The following is a 17,675-nucleotide window of genomic DNA, read 5'->3' on the forward strand; positions in this document are numbered from 1 at the left end:
AGCAAGTGACTTACAGGCTGTCTAGATATACCCGCCAACTGGCCAAATGGGTAATATCTGTGGCACCGCTAATAGCATAGCCTTCACAGATAAAACTGGTTAGCCATTGGCCATCGGCAAGCTCTACTTTGCCAAGCCCAAGGGGCTGAGGGATACCTTGTAAAAAACTGCCCACATGTTTAGTGGGTATACTCCATACTTCAACCGCGATTTGTTCGCCATTCTCTTCATCACGGATCAAGCCAGGCCTAGCCGGTGGCCCACCTGCGAGTGCATAAAACCGATAGTTTTTAGAGGTAGTGCTGGTCTTAATTAATGTTGCTTCTCGTTCTAATAATTGATGGTTTAACGCTAAACCTGAGAGGTGCGCACCACACACCACTATTTGCAGGCTATCTTGGCGAGTATATTGCGTTGTATCTACCGCTTTTAACTGCGGCAACGCTTGCTTAGTAGCACCTAAGGCATAACCATTACTTTGTTGAATTAAGGCCGCCATGCTCAATAATTTACGGTCTGCATAAGCTTGGCTAAACAAGGTGATACCAAAAGGTAAACCTGAGGCTTGAAAGCCAGCAGGTACAGAGATGGCGCTGTAGTCTAATAAGTTCATAAAGTTAGTGTAATACCCCATATTCGAATTGAGCTGAATAGGGTCGGCGTTTAGTTGCGCAATGGTGTAAGTGCTACCCGCTGTCGGTGTAACAATGGCATCAAACTGTTCAACAATAGGGTCACAAATATTTTTATAGGCTTGCAGCTTATAAAAGGCCTTAAAGGCCTCTACCCCGGTCACGCTTTTCGCCCCACCAATAATGGTTTGAATAACCGGTAAGCAACGGCTGGGGTCTTGCTCCATAAACGATTCAATCGCCGCATAACGCTCGGCAACCCAAGGGCCTTCATAGAGCAGCTTGGCAGCCGTTAAAAACGGTTCAAAATCAATTTCTACCAGCTCTGCGCCTAATTGTTGCAGTTTATTTAAGCTCTCAGCAAATAAACTTTGGGTATCTTGGTTACCAAAAAATTCTAATTGCTCGGCTTGTGGCACTGCGATTTTGTAGCCGGTTAACTCTTTAGCGGCTAGGTACAAACCTGCATGATTGCTATCGCGGTTTTGGCGAGCATAACAATCACTGCTGTCGTATTGTCCCGCTACCTCTAACAGCACATTTAGGTCATCGCTAGTGTGAGCAAAAATGGTCACGCAATCTAGACTTTTGCAAGCAGGCACCACCCCACTACAGCTCACCAAACCCTTCGTTGCCTTTAAGCCTAAGATATTATTGAGTGCCGCGGGTACGCGCCCCGAACCGGCAGTATCGGTACCTAATGAGAAACAAACTTGCCCAGTGGCAACGGATACAGCACTACCTGAACTAGATCCACCAGAGATATAGTCGGGGTCAAAGCTATTGTTAACTGGCCCCCAAGGGCTGCGAGTGCCCACTAAACCGGTAGCAAATTGGTCAAGGTTAGTTTTACCTAAAGGCACTGCCCCCGCCTTGATCAACATGTCAACCACGAAGGCATTTTGTTCTGGTTGGTAGCTATATTCTTTACAGCCTGCCGTCGTATTTAAACCGGCAACATCAATATTGTCTTTTACCGCAAATGGCACACCATATAAGGGTAAGTCGTTGATATCTTGATTGGCTAAGCCCTCTAAGTAGCTGTCTAGCTGGCTGTCGCTAATTAACGATAACCAACAGTTATGACTGTCGGCTCTGGCCATACTAAGCTGCTGCTTGAGGTAGTCAGCGGGGCTAAATTGTTGCTCAGTATACGCTGCGCGTAGCTGCTCGATTGTATAGGTTTGTTCCATTATAAAGCCTCCATGACCATTAAACGTTGCCCAGCTTGAACCTGCGAGCCTTGGCTTAAATTAAGTTGGGTTATGGTGCCACTCTGCGGCGCCAATACCTCTAGTTCCATTTTCATTGCTTCTAATACCGCGACTACTTGGCCACTTTTCACTTGCTGGCCGGGCTCTACCATCACTTGCCAAAGATTACCGGCTACATGGCTATCGATAGCCACTTGGTTGTCTGTTAGCTGGTTTTCTTGGTGTTGCGTTTGCTCGACCACTTCACTGGCAAAGTGCGCTTGGCCGGTTTCTTCCCAACGTTGACGCTCGGCTTCAAAGGCCTGTTGCTGCACTTGTTTAAACTGCTGAATGCTGTCTTGTTGCTGCTCAAGTAGTTGCTGGTAGCCATGTAGACTAAATTCGGTGTTTTCAATTTTTAAGGGGTAATCACCACGCGGGAAGTCTTTGCGAATTTGTTTTAATTCATCTGCGCTGACGGGGTAAAATTTAATCTGGTCAAAAAAGCGTAATAACCAAGGTTTGCTAAATTCTTTGGTTTGTCGGTAGCGATTCCACATTTGCAAGGTGCGACCCACAAATTGATACCCGCCTGGGCCTTCCATACCGTAAACGCATAGGTAAGCACCACCAATGCCCACTGCATTTTCGGGGGTCCAAGTTCGTGCCGGATTGTACTTAGTGGTCACTAAGCGATGGCGTGGGTCAATGGGTGTAGCCACTGGCGCTCCCAAGTAAACATCCCCCAAGCCCATGACCAAGTAATTGGCATTAAAGACTATCTCTTTAACTTGCTCGATCGAATCTAAGCCGTTAATTCGGCGAATAAACTCAATGTTATCGGGACACCAAGGGGCATCTTTACGAACCACATCATTGTACTTTTGAATGGCTAGGCGGGTAGCTTCGTCATCCCAAGACAAGGGTAAATGCACCACCCTTGCTGGCACAGTGAGTTGGTTAATATCGCCTAGTGTGGCTTCGGCTTGCTCAAGAGTCTCAAGCAGGTCTGCCAATGGCAGTTGCAAATTATCGTAGTGAATTTGCAAGGAGCGAATACCAGGGGTGAGCTCTTCAATGCCATTTATCGCCAGGCCTTGTAAGCGAAGCATTAGCGCATGCACCCGAAAACGTAGCGCTATGTCTAATCGTTGTGGGCCATATTCTACTAACAGGTAATCTTCACCTGCCGGCCGGTAAACTACTTTTTCACCATATTTATCGGCCGCTAAGGTTTTAATGATTGGGCTAGATAACGGCGCCGCTTCTAATTGTAGGGCTTTTACCGCCCCTTGAGATAACAGGCTATTTTGTTCGCGTTCGGCTACCTCAGCTTGGGCAATGCTAACAGGCACAAAGCGAATGCTGTCACCCGCTTTTAATTGCCCCATTTTCCACAGGTCAGCTTTAATGATGGTAGCTGGGCAAACAAAGCCGCCTAGGCTGGGTCCATCTGGCCCTAAAATCACTGGCATGTCACCGGTAAAATCAATGGTGCCAACCGCATAGGCATTGTCATGAATATTCGAGGGATGCAAACCGGCTTCGCCGCCGTCGGTTCGGGCCCAATCGGGTTTAGGGCCAATTAACCTTACCCCGGTGCGGCTAGAGTTGAAATGCACTTGCCAATTTGCCGAAAAAAACTGTTGAATGTCGTCATCAGTAAAAAAGTCAGGGGCACCGTGTGGGCCGTAAATAACATGAATAGTCCAGTCTTTATTGATGACAGGTGTAGTGGTTAACGCGCGGCCAACAATAAACTCGTCGGTAGGCGTGTAAGCAGCAAGCGGATCCAGTTGCAATACATCACCGCTGCGCAGCGCTCTGCCAGCGTGCCCACCAAATTGACCCAGGGTGAAGGTGGATTTACTGCCCAAATAATCAGGACATTGAATGCCACCACTTACCGCCATATAAGCACGAGCGCCATGATCTAGCACTTTACCTAAACGTACTGTTTGGCCGGCGTCCACTTTAATCACTTGCCACATCTCTTTGGCGGTATCATCAACAAAAATCTCGATATCGGCACCGCCAACGGCAATTAAGCAAGTTTGGTTGAAACGCAAACTGGGCCCTTGCAAGGTAATTTCTAAACCGGCGGCCTGTGCTTTATTGCCTAATAACTGATTAACTAATTGAAAGCTAAGCGCATCCATTGGCCCAGATGGGGGCACGCCAATATCCCAATAGCCCATTCGGGCGGGGTAATCTTGAATAGTCGTTTGAGTACCGGGAGCCAGCACATCCACGCTCGCGGCTTGATAAGAAAACTGATTAAGGCTGCTGGTAAGCAGCTCACCGCTAATCAGACTTGGCAGGGTCAACAGCTGCTTTAAATAAGCAAGGTTATGCTCGATGCCATAGACTTCGCTGGCCTCTAAACTGGCTAACAAACCACTAATGGCGGTGTCACGATCTTCGGCTAAAAACTGCAACTTGGCTAACATTGGGTCAAAAAATGGCGATATTTCAACGCCACTTTCTATCCAATGGTCAATCCGTAACTGCTGAAAGTCACTGTTAAGCAAGTGCGCAGGGTTTGGCCAAGCTACATGGCTAAGTAAACCCGCGTTAGGTTGAAAATCTTTGTTAGGGTCTTCGGCATATAAACGCACTTGAATAGCGTGCCCTTTGGGGCTGAGATTAGCTGCTCGCTGGTCTAAGCTAACACTTTGCTGGGTAAATTGAGCGTAGCCTAGCTCTACCATCCACTCGACTAAGTCGACACCATATATCAGTTCAGTCACACCGTGCTCAACCTGTAGACGAGTGTTCACTTCAAGAAAATAAAACGATTGTGTTTTTTGGTCAAAAACAAACTCTACGGTGCCAGCACTGCGGTAATGAATACTGCTGGTTAACTGCTTGGCCGTTTGTTGTATTTGGCTACGTAAAGCAGCACTAAGATTAGGTGCTGGGGTTTCTTCTATCACCTTCTGGTTGCGACGTTGCGCTGAACAATCTCGCTCGCCAAGGGTAATGATCTCTCCCTCGCCGTTGCCAAACACTTGTACTTCGATATGGCGAGCCTGAGTAATAAACTTTTCAAGAAATAAGCCAGCATTACTAAAGTTGTTTTCGCTAAGTCGCTTCACGCTATCAAACGCTTGGCTTAGCTGCTCTGGGTTATCGCAGCGCTGCATGCCGATCCCGCCGCCGCCAGCGGTACTTTTTAACATCACCGGATAGCCCAAACCTTCGGCTTCTTCTAAGGCTTGCTGGCTATTATCTAATAATCCACTGCCTGGTAGCAGAGGCACTTGCGCCTGCTCGGCTAACTCACGCGCCCGGTGTTTCAGCCCAAAGGCGTTCATTTGCTCGGCGGTGGGGCCTAAAAATACTAAACCGTGCTGCTCACATTGCTGCACAAATTGCTGGTTTTCACTTAAAAAGCCGTAGCCCGGATGAATAGCTTGAGCACCACTACGTTTAGCGATATCAAAGATTTTGTCGGTGTCTAAATAGGTTTGACTGGCGCCACCTTCACCTAGGCTATAGGCCTCGGTTGCTTGGCTGATATGTAAGCTGTCTGCGTCTGCTTCACTGTATATAGCAACGCTGGCGATACCCATTTTATTAAGGGTTCGAATGATCCGACAAGCAATCGCGCCACGGTTGGCTATCAATACTTTTTCGAACATAATTTCACCTGAGAACTTCGGGTCGTCCCGGCTAATTAACAAGGCTTGTTGAGGGTCGTCCCTCGCCTATGGTTTAACTTTGCCCTTTTGGGCTTCGATATGTGGGTTTTACTTAGCTACTACGCAGCGTCCCACACCAACACTTCAACCGGTGTTGGGTTATATGCGTTACAAGGGTTGTTTAATTGCGGGCAGTTTGACAGCAATACGATGACATCCATCTCGGCAAACAGCTCTACGTATTTGCCGGCACCGCTAATACCGTCTTCGAAACTTAACCCTCCCTCGTCCGTTACCGGTACGTTCATGAAGAAGTTAATGTTGTGGGTTATATCGCGTTTGCTTAAACCGAAGTGTTCATTTTCGGCTACCGCTAATAACCAACTATCACGACAGGCATGCATGCATTTTTTGTCTAGCGCATATCGAACCGTGTTGCTTTCTGTTGCGCATGCGCCACCCAAGGTGTCATGGCGCCCGCAGGTATCTGCTGTGATCCGTAGCATCGGTCTGCCCAGATTTGATTGCAATGTTGTACCCGCAGTGAGATATACGTTGGCTTGTTCACGAATGGTGTCTATGGCGCTATAACGTTCACTGGGATCATCGGCATTGTAAAACAAGGTATCCGCTGCTTGGTTGCCTTCTAAATCAAGAATACGTACCGTTTGCCCGGCTTTGACAACTTGCATGTAGTAATCACCAGCAGGAACGGTATCTCGTCTACTGGCTAATGATGGTTTAAGTAAGCTTTCTACGATCATCAGTGATCCTTTCAATCGTTAAAATAATATCTATGTTCAATCATCAAGCCACTAGCCACAGCAGCTAAGGCTTGCTTGCGCTTGGCTAATACAACGATAACGCTCGGTATTTTCAAAACCACGGCCGTTTTCAGGTCGGAAGTTTCGGCAAAAGTCATCTTCTGCGGGCACTAAGGCCTCACACATCGCCACCTCTACCCCAGCCTTAGGATAATCTACAGCGGTATTCATTGGGTGTGGGCAGGTTGTCATCAGCACTAAGGTATCCATTTCAAAGCGCAACTCAATAACATCGCCGGCTTTGCTCACCGAACTGTCAAAACTCAAATTACCCTGCTGATCCGGTGCTACCTTGCTAAATAGATTAACGTTGGCAGCCATATCGCGCTGGCCTAATCCATACTTGGCTAATTCAACCAGCATGCTGTCGTAACCATTTTGTAGCCATTGGTTACTGTCGCGTTGATAGCTGCGATCTCCCCATTTTTCAGCGACTTTTTGTTTGTTCGCTAAGCCGCCCACCGAATCTATCCAGCCGGTATCATCTCGCACGATGGAACAAAAAATACGCCCCATGTCAGAATACAAACAGTTGCCTTTACTCAGTTTAAAGGTGTGCTGGCACTTCAAGGTGTCAGGAGCGTTGAAACGCTCTAACAGATCTTTAGGGTTATAAAACAATAGGCTTACGTTCGCCTCACCTTCAGTGTTGGTAAAACGCAGGGTTTTACCAGCAGGAACCAATACCGACCAATGGCTAGCTCCTGGAATGTTTTCGGTATAAATGATGTCTTTCATTGTCTTGTTCCTTTAAGCCAAGCTTAATTGTGCGGCCGCGGTCAATTTAGGTCGCATCGCTTGGTTTTTCATGTCTTTTGAAATGGGAATATCAAAGGTTACCTGCGCTCCATAGCGCTCTGGTTGCTGGGCATCATGGCGATGTTTATCAAATACCCACAGCCGATTACCTAAGCTAAACCCTTCAGAAAGGTCATGAGTAATCATAAAAATAGTGAGTTTGTGTTCTAACCATAATTGATGAATCAGCTTGTGCATGTCTTTACGAATGCCCGGGTCTAAGGCGCCAAACGGTTCATCCAGTAACAAGATGCGTGGCTTCTTCATCAATGCTTGGGCAATCGCCAATCGTTGTTGCATCCCCCCCGATAGCTCCGCAGGATAGCGATCGGCAGCTTGCTCTAAACCCACTTTGGCTAACATGCTTAAGGCACGCTGCTTGGCTTGTTGCTTAGCTTTACCAAATAGATGCACCAATATTGGAGACTGTTCAAATACCTCTGCTAGCATCACGTTTTGTACTGCAGTAAGGTGGGGAAACACCGAGTATTTTTGAAACACAATACCCCGCTCTGAGCTGGGTTCTTCTGGTAATGGCGCGCCATCTAGCAGCAGTTCGCCTTTACTCGCGCGCTCGTTACCTAACAACAAATTTAAGAACGTAGACTTACCACAACCCGAGGCACCGACAATGCTGACAAAGTCGCCTTCGTTTACCACAAGGTTCAGTTTTTCTAGCACCACGTTATTGCCGTATTCTTTCCATACATTTTTAGCTTCAATAATGGGAGTGTTCATTCGCCCTCTCCTTGCTCTTGGTGGTACCAGCGAAATGCGTAACTTGAGAATTTACGCAGTAGCCAATCCATCACAAAGGCTAAAAGGCTGATCCATAATACATAGGGAAGAATCACATCCATGGCCAAGTAACGACGGATAAGGAATATTCGATAACCCAATCCTTCGGTGGCAGCAATCGCTTCGGCGGCAATCAAAAATAGCCAAGCGCTACCCAGTGTTAAACGAACACTTTCTATTAATTTGGGTAAGATTTGCGGTAAAACAACACCTACGATGGTCTGCCAACTCGAGGCCCCTAAGGTTTGTGCCTTTAGTATTTGCTCCTGCGGTAAGGCATCGGTTCGCAGTTGCAAATCGCGGATCATAATCGGACAAATACCAATAATAATCAGCATCACTTTAGACAGTTCACCTAAGCCAAACACAATGAACAAAATCGGTAAAATCGCCATAGGTGGCACCAGCGATAAAGCGGTAACCAAGGGTGACATGGGTGCCCTAACAAACGGCACCATGCCGTTGGCAATGCCTATTGTTAACGCAAGCAACGCACTAATGGTTACCCCTGTGATTAACCGAGTTAGACTGGCTAGCGTATCGGCCAGCATCAAGTAATCGCCGGTGCGTTTACTGGGCTCAAAAGCCATCCGTTGTATTGCATCAACAAAACTGGTCATTGCTGGCAATAGCTTGTCATTAGGGTTATCGACCAAGCGTGCTTGTGAGGCCATCATGTACACGGCGATTAACAGCACAAAAGGCAATAAGCCCAGTAGCAGCCGCGAAATGCGGCTGGGTTTACGGTTAATAATTCGGGTCATAAGCGGGCCTTAAAGTTTGCCTTGCGCTGCCATTTCCATATACGTCGAATTAAAACGAAGTTTAATGTTGCTGCTATCGCCATAAACACCGGCGGGTGTTTCAATACCAATGAAGCTTGCATCTGGAGCACCTTCACCTAATAAACCATGTAGGTGAGAGAATTCGGCTACCTTCGCCATAGTCGCTTTTAAGTCGCCGCTGTTGGTAAAGTCGACTGCTTCAGCAGGTGTGTAGAACATTTTTGTTGAGGCAAGTTGCGCTTCGTAACCCGCTAAATCGGTGCCTGATGCTTCTGCCATAAAGCTACGTGCTTTAATCGCCGCATCGCTATCACCCGACATAGTGGCCATAATTTCATACCACGCGCCCGTTAACGCTTTGCCAAGTTTAGGGTCTTGTTGCAAGGTGTCGGTGTTTACCACCAATAGGTCAATGATTTCACCTGGGATTTTTGACGAATCAAACACCAGGCTGGTGTCTGGCATTGCCATTATTTCGCTAAGTAGAGGATTCCAAGTCGTAACAGCAGTTACATCTTTAGTGGTGAATGCCGCCACTAAGTCAGCATCCGAGGTGTTGACCACGGTAAGGTCTCGTTCGGCCAAACCCACCGACTCTAGGCCGCGAGCCAGTAGATAGTGAGAAACACTAAGCTCTACTAAGTTAACATTTTGGCCTTTTAAGTCAGCAAGGGCTTTGTCACCTTTCAAAATAACGCCGTCGTTACCGTTAGAGAAGTCACCCACAATAAGTGCTGTAGAATCAACACCGCTGGCAGCCGGGATAGTCAATGCATCCATATTGGTCATTACTGTGGCATCGAACGAGCCTGCGGTGTATTGGTTAATCGACTCGATATAGTCATTTACCTGCACGACTTCGATATCTATGTCGTATTTGTCAGCCCATTTTTTAACAATGCCATTGGCTGCCCCGTAGTCCCATGGCATCCAACCAACATAGATAGTCCATGCTAAACGATAACTGGGTTTTTCAGCGGCCTGAGCAATGTTAGAACCGGCCAAGGTAGCGCTAATTACGGTAGCTGCTAAAGCTATTTTACGGAGTGGAGTTTTAACTAAGTTGAACATGTTCACCTCATTGTGGTTATGCACTTAAAATAAAAAGCATGAGAGACTTAGGTACTGTCATCTCCCGGGCTTTTATCCCTCCGTGTAACCTCGTTGAGGTTGACAACTCTCGGTCCAGTCACTGCGCACAGTCGGAACCCTAGATGTCTATTGCAAATTGTTTGGCGGCGCTAAATGTGACCAGAACCTTCGTCTCTCATGCCGCATTAAACAATTAGCAATGGCTATGCCAACTCCTCAAATACCACCATATAGGTAATTAATATAAAACTGCCGCTATTTGACGCTTTATTAAGGTGCGCTTTATCGTCATTCGCACCAATTTAGCGCAAACACGACGCCAAGCCGACTTATCTCAGCTAAGCTAAAATTAATACCCGCTAGGCAACGAGGATGCGCCGATTATTTACGCAAAGATAAGGCCGTTTGCTTACGATTTATCAACAACTTAAGTTAATACCCTGCTAACTCTTGGCTTTCTGGGCCAGCCAGGGCCGTTTAGGCTATGATTTATCATTTTTAACTCTAAAATGGCATAAGTTTGAATGGCCATGGTCGATATATTAATAGCCTTCAACTTGTACTCGATGAATAAGGAGTAATTCATGAGCAGCATTTTTTCCCCCGCGGTCTACCTCAGTGACCGGATTAGCTTTAAATATAAATTTATATTGTGGACCTGTTTATTTCTAATTCCGATTGCCTATGGCTTTAGTTCCATCATCATCACAATGAATAGCGACCTTGAGTTCGCCGAACAAGAATTGGCAGGCTACAAAGTTGTTAGTCAACTTCCCAGCTTGTCAAAATCAATCGTACAACATCAGCATTTAAACACCCTGCGCACCATGGGTGCTGAATTTGATAAAGCCGAATTATCAGCACTGCAACAAGGCCTTGATGGCAGCCTAAGCCAGTTATCTTCGGTGCTACCTAGCAATCTTCTCCCCGCACTTGAGCAAGTTAGCCAACGCTGGGAAACCGTCCGTGATAGCAGCAGTTCGCTTGGCCAATTACTAATAGAACATGAGGCTCTATTAAGAGAAATAAGAGGCCTTACTCACAGTGTTGCGGCAAATAGCGGGTTAACTCGAGACCCTATCGTTACCAGTTACTATCTTATCGACATCACGGTCGACCGCTTACCAGCTTTACAAAGTAACATTGCAAGGATCCGAGATAAGGGGGGCGATATAGCTGACTTTGGAATTTTAGATGCTGAAGGTAACGCCGACCTGCGTTTTCGTACTGATAACGCTAGCGAAGTACTCAATGATATGCGCAAAGCACTAAGCCAACTGAGCGCTTACGATCAACAATTTGAGCAAAAGTTAGGCAGTGACGCAGCACTCACCATACAAAGTATTGAACAAATTGTTAGCCTAATTAGAGATGATATTCTTAAGGACCAACAGGTAAAAACCAATACCCAAACGGTATTTGCAACCGCCAACCAAAGCCTGCAGCAAATCGAACAATTTACTGAAGCGGCACTAAACTACTTTGGTGAAGAGCTTACCCAGCGTACTCAGAATGCTGAAAATAAACGTATCATTATGCTTCTCGCCCTCGTTTTTGTTTTGTTGGTGTGTAGTTACTTTATGATTGGCGCATATTTGTCGGTAAGGCGCACCGTTAAACAAATCCGCTTTGTAGCGGCACGGGTAAATCAAGGCGATCTGAGTCAAGATTTAATGGTCTACGGATCAGATGAATTGGCAGACATTGCCCAAGACTATAAGACAACCTTAAACGCTCTGCGTAACTTGCTTGAGCAAGTGACCAGTAGCTCAGAAGAAATGTTAACCGCCACGCAACAGATCGGAGATAAGTCTCAGGAAGTGCGCGAAGCGATAAACCAGCAACAGCAAGAAACCCAACAAATCGCCACCGCAGTTGCTGAAATGAACGCCACCGTAAACAGCATGGCCGATGATGCTAATAAAGCCGCAGACTCTACCTTGGCGTCACAACAAGCCGTGGTCAACGGCCAACAAATTGTTGGCAATACCATATCTACAATTGGCCTAATCAACCAAGAAGTTCTGACCACTTCTGACTCACTCAGCCAGCTTCAAGAGCAAACCGGTGCCATTGGAGGTGTGATAGATGTGATCAAAAACATTGCCGAGCAAACCAACTTACTGGCGCTAAATGCGGCTATCGAAGCCGCCCGCGCGGGTGAGCAAGGCCGTGGCTTTGCCGTTGTTGCCGATGAAGTGCGTACCCTCGCTAGCCGCACTCAAACGTCTACTGCTGAAATACAACGTATGATTGAAAATTTGCAATCAGGTTCTTTGAGTTCGGTTAATGCCATGGCCAATGCCAGCACTCGAGCACAAAGTGGTGTTGAACAAGCGGAAGAAGCCAGAGATTCATTTAGCCACATTACTCAGGGCGTAGACGAAGTCGTTGAACTAAATACCAACATTGCCAGTGCGATTGAGCAACAAAGTAAAGTGATGGATGAAGTTGAACATAACATCGTGCAAATATCTGATGGTGCCAACGCGGCGCTGTTTATCGCCGACGAAGCCAGTAAAGCCGGTGAGAGCATTCGTTTTGAAGTAGACAAACTTAACCAGCTGATTGAACGCTACCAGCTATAGCCAGTTGGCAACGGCTACAAAGTAAAAGAGCAATCTAGACACTCATCTAGATTGCTCTTTTCGTATTTAGGGCAGTATCAAACTTGTCGCTATCGGCCTTCGCTATAGACCTTCACAAGTTAAAGCATCTTCAGCAGCATCGAGTGAGCGAGGTACATAACGAATATTGCCTAAATTGACCGTCACTGGTGCCGCACTTTGCAAGAGAAATACCTTGTCCACGAAAGAGAATTCCATCCCTTCAGCAACCAAGCACGATAGAGGGATTTTTACGGTATCCCACTCGGCGTCTCCTTCCGTACGAACCGCAGGTAATGCACCAGAAATATCTAACTCTGCAGTGCAAGGATACTCACAGTCGGCCCTTAATCGCATTGATGCTGGCGCTTCTGACAGCAGCTGAATATCAAATTGAAGGCTTGAATCGGCATTCACATAGGCGTTTCTATCGCTACCCGCGCCATCAAGCGTTTCAAAAAATATTTCAGCAATACTGCTGCCAAACTCCAGTTTCACCGCATCTTGTTGGTGGAGATAATTGATTGGCGTTACGCTTAATGAGCCAATCGTTGTGACAGCCCCTCGGTCAACATCAACCGCCGCCCAACCGTTTGCTTCACCAGCAATACGTGGTTGATACTCGCCATTTTCCGATGGGCCAAAAATCTCAAGGTTTACGTTAGCAACGCCATTATCAGGCTCATCAACTCCACAGCCAAACTCTCGTGTATCAAGCGGTAAATCATCTAAGTCCTCGGTAACTCCTTGTTGGTCACTGCTGGCATACGCCAAACCATAGCCATAAGGGAACAATGGCTTGTGTTCACCCTCAATGTCTTGTTCCATCGAAGGAGTTACATAGTTTTCTATATTGGGTGCATGGCGATTAATGGTGGTAGAACACTTTTTCATCGGCCATGAATAAGATAAGCGCCCTTTGAAATCGGCACCAGAGTGAGCAAACAATACATCTGTAATACCGCCTGCTTCAGTACCTGGTAACCAGGCCGCTACAAACGCATCTGAGTGGTTAAGCTCTTCGTTCACATATAATGGTCGGCCTGAATAGAATACTGTCACCACTTGTCGCCCCACCTCTTTCATTGCTTTTACAATCGCGAGATCAGCAGCGTAAGAAGCTTTCAACGAAGAGAACTCGAGGGTTTGGCTGGCTTTAATATCACCAAACATCTCGGCATAAGGATCTTCACCGATAACTACAATGGCGATGGCTTCTGGGGGTGCAGACGACTCTGAGGTATAAACGTTTGCAGCGCCGACTTCATCTTCGAGCGCCATTTTAAGGGTGCTAGCGCCTGGGAAGTCTTTAGCGATGGTATTGCCATCACCTTGCCACGTTAAGCTCCAGCCGCCGGTTTGTTTTTGAATGCTGTTAGCTGCACTACCCAAAATAATGTAAGGTTTGCTTTTGCTTAAAGGCAGCACCGCATCTTTATTTTTGAGTAGTACCAAGGACTCGCTAACCGCTTGTCTGGCGAGGGCTCGGTGGCTGTCAGACCCTAAAATATCGTCATTACCTGCTAGTTGACGCAATGACGGTTTTGGTTTTTCCCATAAATTAGCTCGCATCTTCACACGTAAAATTCGAGTTACTGCATCATCAATACGTTGCATAGAAATAGTGCCGTCATTAACTTGGCTGATCACGTTATTGTAAAACGCTTTCCAATCACTGCGCGCAGTTACCATGAATATGTCGTTGCCAGCATTAACCGCTTCGGGGCAATTGGCAGCACTACAACCGCTTAACTCGCCTTGGCCATTCCAATCAGTCACAATTAAGCCATCAAAACCCATTTTTTCTTTGAGAATATCATTCAGCAAATACTTGCTACCATGTAGTTTGTGGTTGTAAGTCGCACTATCGCTACCGGCGTTTTGGTCATAGTTAGCGGGGTTATGCCATGAATTAAAAGAACTCATCACCACTTGCGCACCAGCGTCTAGCCCAGAGAAGTACCCAGTAGCATGAATGTTGCGCAAGTATTCTTCTGAGTAGTGGTTTTCACCTCGGTCTTTGCCATCAAGCGTACCGCCATCGCCCACCCAATGTTTTACATTAGAAATCACATTGGTTTGTCCTTTTAGGCCTACGGCCCCCCCTTGCAAACCCTCAACCATTTTGCCCGCGTATAAGTGGATGATTTCAGGATCCTCTGAGTACCCTTCGTATACCCGTCCCCATCGGTAATCGCGCGGTGAAGCCACTGTTGGCGCAAATGTCCAATCCAATCCGGTAGCTGATACCTCTTTTGCAGTGGCTTGACCAATTTGCTTAATGAGCTCTGGATTATTTGCCGCGCCTAGACCAATGTTATGCGGGAACACGGTAGCGCGGTATACGTTATTATGGCCATGCACTGCGTCGGTAGCCCACATGAATGGCACTTTAAACCCACGGTCTGCATACGCTTCTTCAAGCGCTTCCCAGTATTGATCAGCTGCATAAACCCAATCAGCAGCGGAGGCATATTTGTTGTTATTAGGCCATGCACCACCGCCATTGAGTATTGAACCCAATTTGTATTGCTTTGCTTCAGCTGGCGTCACTTCAGGCAGGTTGGGCTGAACCATTTGCCCGACTTTTTCCTCTAAGGTCATTTGACCGAGTATTAGCGCAATGTGAGTTTCAATAGCTTGGTCTTTATCGATTTGGCTATCAATTTGCGGCCACTCACTGAAATAAGGCAAGGTACTAGACTCAACCGGTGGTTTAGGAACTGGGTCACTAGAACTATTACAGCCTGTCAATATTGCCATTGCGACTAAACACGAAACTATCGTTCTCTTCTGATGCATATAATTACCTATTTAAATGAGTTACGGCCATCGTGTCATGAGCGATGGGCTAACATTAGCCTTCGTTATCGTTAACCGACACCTACACCTACACCTACCCAAAACGAGCCGCCTTATGGAACCGCTCCCACAACAAGGGCAATAAAAATTGTGATAAATACAAGGGCTCAGCGAAGCCGATTTATTACAATGTGTGTTTGTTGGATTTTCACGGCCATTGTAATACTAATTAATGGGCCAATGATGCGATCCAAGCCTCACTATGAAACCGCTCCCACAACTGTAACTAAAGGCGCACAATTAAGACAATTTTGCTTTATCTTAATGGCTAAACACTAAGCCAATGTTAACTTAGTTTATTTTTTTAACTGAGTGCCTGATGACCAATTCAGGTACCAGTAATTGAGGAATGGGATAGTCCTGTTGCTTTACCAGTGACAGTATCTTGTTGGCGGCTAGGAACCCCATTTCAATGGTAGGAAAGTTGATGGTTGTTAACTTAGGCGTGACGTGCTCGCTGACTAAACTATTGTCAAAACCGACCACTGAAACATCATCACCCACGGTTAAGTGCCGTGCCTCTAACTCATCATATACACCCAAAGCAACATGATCGTTTAAACAAAAAACAGCAGTGATGTCGGGATTGTTATCCAGTAAGTAACGTGGAGCTTGCCGGTTATTTTTGAGATCCAAGCGCCCTTCGACAACAAACTGGCTGTTATATTCTATAGCGTGCTCTTCAAGCGCTCTGCGATAGCCATGAAGCCTATCGCGGCTAATGTTCTGACTCATAGGGCCTGTTATACAAGCAATCTTTGTGTGACCTTGTTCGATGAGGTGTTTAGTGGCCAGGTAACCACCTAACTCATCATCCAAGCCAATGCAATTATTGGCAAGTTCGTCAATCTGGTGATTGAGAATAATGGTCGCAGGAACTTTATCTACAATATCGAGCAGATCTTGATCCGGTAGCTCCCCTGTATGAATGATTAAACCATCCACCTGCTTTGATAACAAAAATTGAACCGCGTCCATCTCGTCCTTTATAGAACCTTGGCCACTAGTAGCAATGAGGTGGAAGCCGTTTTTACGCAAGGTTCCTTCGGTTGAGCTAACTAACGAAGAAAAGTAAGGCCCAGCCAATGTGCCAACCAACATGCCAATACTGTTAGTACGCTTTGACGCAAGAGCCTGAGCAGATGAATTGGGTTTATACCCAATGCTATCGATGACTTTAAGCACTTTTTGCTTCGTGGCTTCAGCGACTCTAGGGTGATCGTTAAGCACTCTTGAAACGGTAGATTTAGACACTTGGGCCAATCTGCAAACGTCTTTAATGGTAGACAAGCTGCATTCCCTATACGAATTATTCGAGCTTCGAGTACAGTACCTTATCGCGTAAAGCTGTCAAGATAAGCAAATATTGTCTGTGAGATGAATGCCTAATCAGATTAGACTCCAACACTAAAGTGCGGCTTTAAAAACCAAAAAAACCAGTAGCAAATGCTACTGGTTTTTTGAATTGGTGCCCGGGGCCGGACTTGAACCGGCACGTCCTTTCAGACGAGGGATTTTAAATCCCTTGTGTCTACCAATTTCACCACCCGGGCAAAACTTTTAAATCATTCCATTAATATAATGGAGGCGGGTCCCGGAGTCGAACCGAGGTCCACGGATTTGCAATCCGCTGCATAGCCACTCTGCCAACCCGCCATACAACGTTACAAAAATTTGGAGCGGCACATCAGGTTCGAACTGATGACCTCAACCTTGGCAAGGTTGCGCTCTACCAACTGAGCTAGTGCCGCTTAATTCTTTATCACCATTTAATGTGGTAAGTGCTTAACCCTAAGGTTGCGCTACTCTTGATACCCACACTGAGCGAGTGCCGCTTAATTCTTAACAAGAATACAAAATTTTAGGTATTACTAAAGTTAAGTATTACTTCAATATTTAGTATCGCTTAATCGTATTATGCACGACCTTGCCATACTGAGTTTCTCAACTCTAATAGTTGGTGCCCGGGGCCGGACTTGAACCGGCACGTCCTTTCAGACGAGGGATTTTAAATCCCTTGTGTCTACCAATTTCACCACCCGGGCGACACAGTTTTAATAGTATGGAGGCGGGTCCCGGAGTCGAACCGAGGTCCACGGATTTGCAATCCGCTGCATAGCCACTCTGCCAACCCGCCATACTATGTGTGTTAATTTGGAGCGGCACATCAGGTTCGAACTGATGACCTCAACCTTGGCAAGGTTGCGCTCTACCAACTGAGCTAGTGCCGCTTTATCATTACTTAGTATGTTCATTGAGTAGCTAACCAAAGGTTGCGCTGCTCTTTATACCCACACTATCTAATGTTGCCTCATTAACACAGCAACAAAATGTTGCCTACTCAGCTAAAGAACTTCGTTCCCGCTGAATGTGCTGTGCATTTTAGCGACCTAAATCTTTACGTCAACAGTCTTTTTCTAAGTTTCTTACTGTTCGCCTGA

10 protein-coding genes, 6 tRNA genes and 1 riboswitch are annotated in these 17,675 nt (G+C 46.4%); of the genes, 1 reads left to right on the top strand and 15 read right to left on the bottom strand.

The window, feature by feature from the left end; all coding sequences use genetic code 11:
* Window positions 1–10: 10 nt before the first annotated feature.
* From atzF to ACVFI8_RS01450, 7 genes are all read right to left on the bottom strand, one after another.
* Window positions 11–1,825 (bottom strand): allophanate hydrolase, encoded by a 1,815-nt coding sequence (gene atzF, locus ACVFI8_RS01420; protein WP_457872829.1) that lies wholly within the window; start codon window positions 1,823–1,825, stop codon window positions 11–13.
* A complete protein-coding gene (gene uca, locus ACVFI8_RS01425) occupies window positions 1,825–5,469 on the bottom strand; it encodes an urea carboxylase (protein WP_457872830.1) in 3,645 nt (1,214 codons plus the stop codon). Before uca ends, atzF begins: the two co-directional genes overlap by 1 nt.
* A 119-nt stretch (window positions 5,470–5,588) precedes the next feature.
* A complete protein-coding gene (locus tag ACVFI8_RS01430; protein WP_248715218.1) occupies window positions 5,589–6,233 on the bottom strand; it encodes an urea amidolyase associated protein UAAP2 in 645 nt (214 codons plus the stop codon).
* Between the two features lie 51 nt (window positions 6,234–6,284).
* A complete protein-coding gene (locus ACVFI8_RS01435) occupies window positions 6,285–7,031 on the bottom strand; it encodes an urea amidolyase associated protein UAAP1 (protein WP_457872831.1) in 747 nt (248 codons plus the stop codon).
* Window positions 7,032–7,043: 12 nt separating this feature from the next.
* Entirely contained in the window at window positions 7,044–7,829 is a 786-nt protein-coding gene (locus ACVFI8_RS01440; protein ID WP_248715216.1) for an ABC transporter ATP-binding protein, read from the bottom strand.
* Entirely contained in the window at window positions 7,826–8,653 is an 828-nt protein-coding gene (locus ACVFI8_RS01445) for an ABC transporter permease (protein WP_248715215.1), read from the bottom strand. The genes ACVFI8_RS01440 and ACVFI8_RS01445 overlap by 4 nt, the downstream gene beginning before the upstream one ends.
* A 9-nt stretch (window positions 8,654–8,662) precedes the next feature.
* Window positions 8,663–9,745, bottom strand: a complete 1,083-nt coding sequence (locus tag ACVFI8_RS01450; RefSeq protein ID WP_457872832.1) for a putative urea ABC transporter substrate-binding protein — start codon at window positions 9,743–9,745, stop codon at window positions 8,663–8,665.
* Between the two features lie 59 nt (window positions 9,746–9,804).
* Window positions 9,805–9,899: riboswitch (guanidine-I (ykkC/yxkD leader) on the bottom strand.
* A 451-nt stretch (window positions 9,900–10,350) separates the two neighbouring features.
* On the opposite strand from ACVFI8_RS01450, the gene ACVFI8_RS01455 reads away from it, so the two are divergent.
* Complete coding sequence (locus tag ACVFI8_RS01455; protein ID WP_457872833.1) at window positions 10,351–12,354, top strand: methyl-accepting chemotaxis protein; 2,004 nt, start codon at window positions 10,351–10,353, stop codon at window positions 12,352–12,354.
* 102 nt (window positions 12,355–12,456) lie between these two features.
* On the opposite strand, the gene ACVFI8_RS01460 is transcribed toward ACVFI8_RS01455, so the two are convergent.
* From ACVFI8_RS01460 to ACVFI8_RS01495, 8 genes are all read right to left on the bottom strand, one after another.
* A complete protein-coding gene (locus ACVFI8_RS01460; RefSeq protein ID WP_457872834.1) occupies window positions 12,457–15,174 on the bottom strand; it encodes a glycoside hydrolase family 3 N-terminal domain-containing protein in 2,718 nt (905 codons plus the stop codon).
* 351 nt (window positions 15,175–15,525) lie between these two features.
* Entirely contained in the window at window positions 15,526–16,524 is a 999-nt protein-coding gene (locus ACVFI8_RS01465; protein WP_248715211.1) for a LacI family DNA-binding transcriptional regulator, read from the bottom strand.
* 176 nt (window positions 16,525–16,700) lie between these two features.
* A tRNA-Leu gene (locus tag ACVFI8_RS01470) sits at window positions 16,701–16,787 on the bottom strand.
* A gap of 29 nt (window positions 16,788–16,816) precedes the next feature.
* A tRNA-Cys gene (locus ACVFI8_RS01475) sits at window positions 16,817–16,890 on the bottom strand.
* A gap of 19 nt (window positions 16,891–16,909) precedes the next feature.
* Window positions 16,910–16,985 (bottom strand) — tRNA-Gly (locus ACVFI8_RS01480).
* Between the two features lie 207 nt (window positions 16,986–17,192).
* Window positions 17,193–17,279 (bottom strand) — tRNA-Leu (locus ACVFI8_RS01485).
* Between the two features lie 18 nt (window positions 17,280–17,297).
* A tRNA-Cys gene (locus ACVFI8_RS01490) sits at window positions 17,298–17,371 on the bottom strand.
* 18 nt (window positions 17,372–17,389) lie between these two features.
* Window positions 17,390–17,465: transfer RNA gene (locus ACVFI8_RS01495), tRNA-Gly, on the bottom strand.
* Window positions 17,466–17,675: the final 210 nt, after the last annotated feature.

This window comes from Agarivorans sp. MS3-6, from assembly GCF_054112545.1.

Bases quoted from the DNA above. Each gene is read 5' to 3' on its own strand.
- ACVFI8_RS01460 (WP_457872834.1), bottom strand. From the start codon at position 15,174: ATGCATCAGAAGAGAACGATAGTTTCGTGTTTAGTCGCAATGGCAATA.
- uca (WP_457872830.1), bottom strand. From the start codon at position 5,469: ATGTTCGAAAAAGTATTGATAGCCAACCGTGGCGCGATTGCTTGTCGG.
- ACVFI8_RS01445 (WP_248715215.1), bottom strand. From the start codon at position 8,653: ATGACCCGAATTATTAACCGTAAACCCAGCCGCATTTCGCGGCTGCTA.
- atzF (WP_457872829.1), bottom strand. From the start codon at position 1,825: ATGGAACAAACCTATACAATCGAGCAGCTACGCGCAGCGTATACTGAG.
- ACVFI8_RS01435 (WP_457872831.1), bottom strand. From the start codon at position 7,031: ATGAAAGACATCATTTATACCGAAAACATTCCAGGAGCTAGCCATTGG.
- ACVFI8_RS01430 (WP_248715218.1), bottom strand. From the start codon at position 6,233: ATGATCGTAGAAAGCTTACTTAAACCATCATTAGCCAGTAGACGAGAT.
- ACVFI8_RS01450 (WP_457872832.1), bottom strand. From the start codon at position 9,745: ATGTTCAACTTAGTTAAAACTCCACTCCGTAAAATAGCTTTAGCAGCT.
- ACVFI8_RS01455 (WP_457872833.1), top strand. From the start codon at position 10,351: ATGAGCAGCATTTTTTCCCCCGCGGTCTACCTCAGTGACCGGATTAGC.
- ACVFI8_RS01440 (WP_248715216.1), bottom strand. From the start codon at position 7,829: ATGAACACTCCCATTATTGAAGCTAAAAATGTATGGAAAGAATACGGC.